This window comes from Halorubrum sp. CBA1125, from assembly GCF_009742825.1.
GTDB lineage: Archaea > Halobacteriota > Halobacteria > Halobacteriales > Haloferacaceae > Halorubrum.
This window is the reverse complement of record NZ_WPCE01000289.1, coordinates 1-2,520: the sequence shown is the minus strand read 5'-3', so window position 1 is coordinate 2,520 and position 2,520 is coordinate 1. Positions and strand designations below refer to the sequence as shown.

Below are 2,520 nucleotides of genomic sequence, written 5' to 3'. Positions count from 1 at the left end.
GAACACGCCGCGGTAGCTGTCTGCCATCGAGAGCGGTACGGCCGACGGCGAATTAAATCTCTCGTCCGCGCTCGCCGGGCGGCTCTGCCGGGTGACGCCGCATCGGTCCGCCTCCCCGAGACGGCGCGGCATCGGTTTCCCTCATCGAGGCGGCGCGACATCGGTCCGTGACGCGGGATTTTAGACGCCGCGGGGCCACGATCGGACGTGGGCCTGTACGACACCTACCTCGCCGTCCGCCACCGGTTCCACGACGGGGACCCGCCCGAGCACGTCGCCCTGGTGCTCACGGAGCGGGACCTCCTCGCCGACGGGGCCTTCGACACGCTCGCGGCGGCGCTCCGGTGGGCCTTCGAGTACGGCGCGACTCGCGTCACCGTCTCGGTCTCGGTGCTCGACGCCGCCGTCGTCCCGACGCTCCTCCGGGAACTCCGGCGGCTCGACCCGCCGGAGCCGTTCGTCGCCCACGGGCCCGACGCGACGGATGCCGACTACGAGGTCGACGCGGCGGAAGTCGACCGACCTGCCGTGACGGACGACGACCAGCCCGACGTGACGAACGACGACCAGCCCGACGTGACGGACGACGACGGCGAGATCGACTCCCGGACGCGGGCGGAGTCGACGGCGGCCGACGGTGACCTCGACGACGTTCCGATCCGGATCACCGTCGGTCTCGGCGGCAAGGCGGAGTTCGCGGCCGCGGTCCGCGAGATCGCCGCCGACGTCGACGCGGGCGAGCTGGACCCGGCGGCGATCGACGAGGCGGACGTCACCGACCGGCTGGTCTTCCCGGAGGAGCCCGACCTCGTGATCAAGACGGGCGCCGAGCGGCTCTCCGACTTCGGTATCTGGCAGTCGGTGTACGCCGAGCTGTACTTCACCGACGTGAACTGGCGCGACTTCAGGCGGCGCGACTACCTCCGCGCGGTGCTCGACTTCCAGGACCGTCAGCGACGGTTCGGGCGCTGAGGACCTCGGGGCCCTGAGTTGGCAGCCCTCACCACAGGAACGCGAAGAGCAACGAGAACGTGACGAGCGCGCCGACCGTCGAGAGGATCGGGACCACGTTCTGCATCAGCACGACGCGCGCGCTCGTCGCCGGGTTGAACAGGTCCGCCGCGGACGGGATGTCCGACGGGTCGCCCTGGCCTATCTCCGAGATCTCGTCGACCTTCAGGGCGCCGACCGACACGTTCGGCCGCTTCTTCCCGCGGAGCCCCTCGCTGGCCGTGACCGTCCGGGTCGCGCGTCCCCAGCCGAGCCCGACGATGGACATCGTCGCGATGATCACGAACGACGCGGGGATGCCGACCGCCGAGAGACTGATCACGATCCCCGAGGAGACGACGGCGACGACGATCGCCGCGGTCAGCGGCAGCTCGGTGATGTCGTTCCCGAGCGTGTCGAGCGTCCGTCGGGCGATCGTGAACGCGCCGACGGCCACCGCCGCGCTGCCGAGCAGGATCATGGGCGTCATCTCGACGCCCGCGCCGACCAGCGGCGCGATGGCGTTCGCGATGTTCGAGGTCCCCGAGGAGAACGCCATCAGACACCCGATCGCGATGACCACGACCCCGCCCACCAGCTCGCGCCGGGTCGTGTTCGGCCCCGGGACCGGGCGCGGGAGCGCGCCCGACCGGTCGATCTCGATCAGCGAGCCGTCGGTGCTCTCGATCGCCACCCACTGGTCTATCGTCGGGTAGAAGTACCGGCCGATGACGCCGGACACCCAGAAGCCGATGATCGGCGCGACGATCCACCAGACGGCGATCTCGCCCATCACGGCCCAGTCGAGCGTGCCGGTCGCCAGCCCGAGCCCGGCGATCGCGCCCACGGCCGTCATCGACGTCGACGCCGGCACCCCGGCGTAGTTGCCGACGAACAGCGCCCCGCCGATGAAAAACAGGACGACGATGCTCGTCTCCAGCGTGAACACGTTCGCGCCCGTGACGAGGTCCTCTCCGAGCGTCGTCACGACCCGCTGTCCGAGCGTGCCCGCGCCCACGAAGAAGAACACCGACATCAGCGCGGCGGCGCCGGACTTCGAGATCACCTTCGCGCCGACCGCGGGCCCGAACGCGGGACCCGTCGTCGCCCCGCCGATGTTGTACCCGACGAACGCCGCGACCGTGACCCCGACGAGAAGGAGCGGCTCCACCATACGTTCCTGCAAACGACACACGCCGGGTTAAACGAACGGGTCTTCGACCGACGCCGCCGGCCGGGGCGGCGTCCGCGGCGGCGTCTCGGACCGAGCGCCGGTCGAGCCGTGCCAGGGATTCCGGATCGCCACGGTGTCGGGGTTCGGGATCAGCACGGTTTACGCCCGCGCCGCGACCGGCTACGCATGCTCATCACGGGCGCGACGCTTGGCCGACGGACGGGTGCGCGACGTGCGCGTCGGCGACGACGGGGCGATCGCGGCGGTCGCGGAGGGGCTCGAGCCGGCGCCGGACGACCGCGAGATCGACGCGCGGGGGAAACACCTCCTCCCCGGCGCCGTCGACGTCCACGTTC

2 protein-coding genes and 1 pseudogene are annotated in these 2,520 nt (G+C 71.2%); 2 read left to right on the top strand and 1 reads right to left on the bottom strand.

Annotation, left to right across the window (positions count from 1 at the left end; translation table 11 throughout):
* Positions 1-207 precede the first annotated feature (207 nt).
* Positions 208-972, top strand: a complete 765-nt coding sequence (locus GJ633_RS15780) for an undecaprenyl diphosphate synthase family protein (protein ID WP_321169128.1) — start codon at positions 208-210, stop codon at positions 970-972.
* Between the two features lie 28 nt (positions 973-1,000).
* Here GJ633_RS15780 and GJ633_RS15775 read toward each other — a convergent pair whose 3' ends face one another.
* Complete coding sequence (locus GJ633_RS15775) at positions 1,001-2,164, bottom strand: inorganic phosphate transporter (protein WP_156589539.1); 1,164 nt, start codon at positions 2,162-2,164, stop codon at positions 1,001-1,003.
* A gap of 186 nt (positions 2,165-2,350) precedes the next feature.
* Between GJ633_RS15775 and GJ633_RS15770 the strand changes: the two are divergent.
* A pseudogene (locus GJ633_RS15770) lies at positions 2,351-2,520 on the top strand (dihydroorotase); the annotation flags it as partial.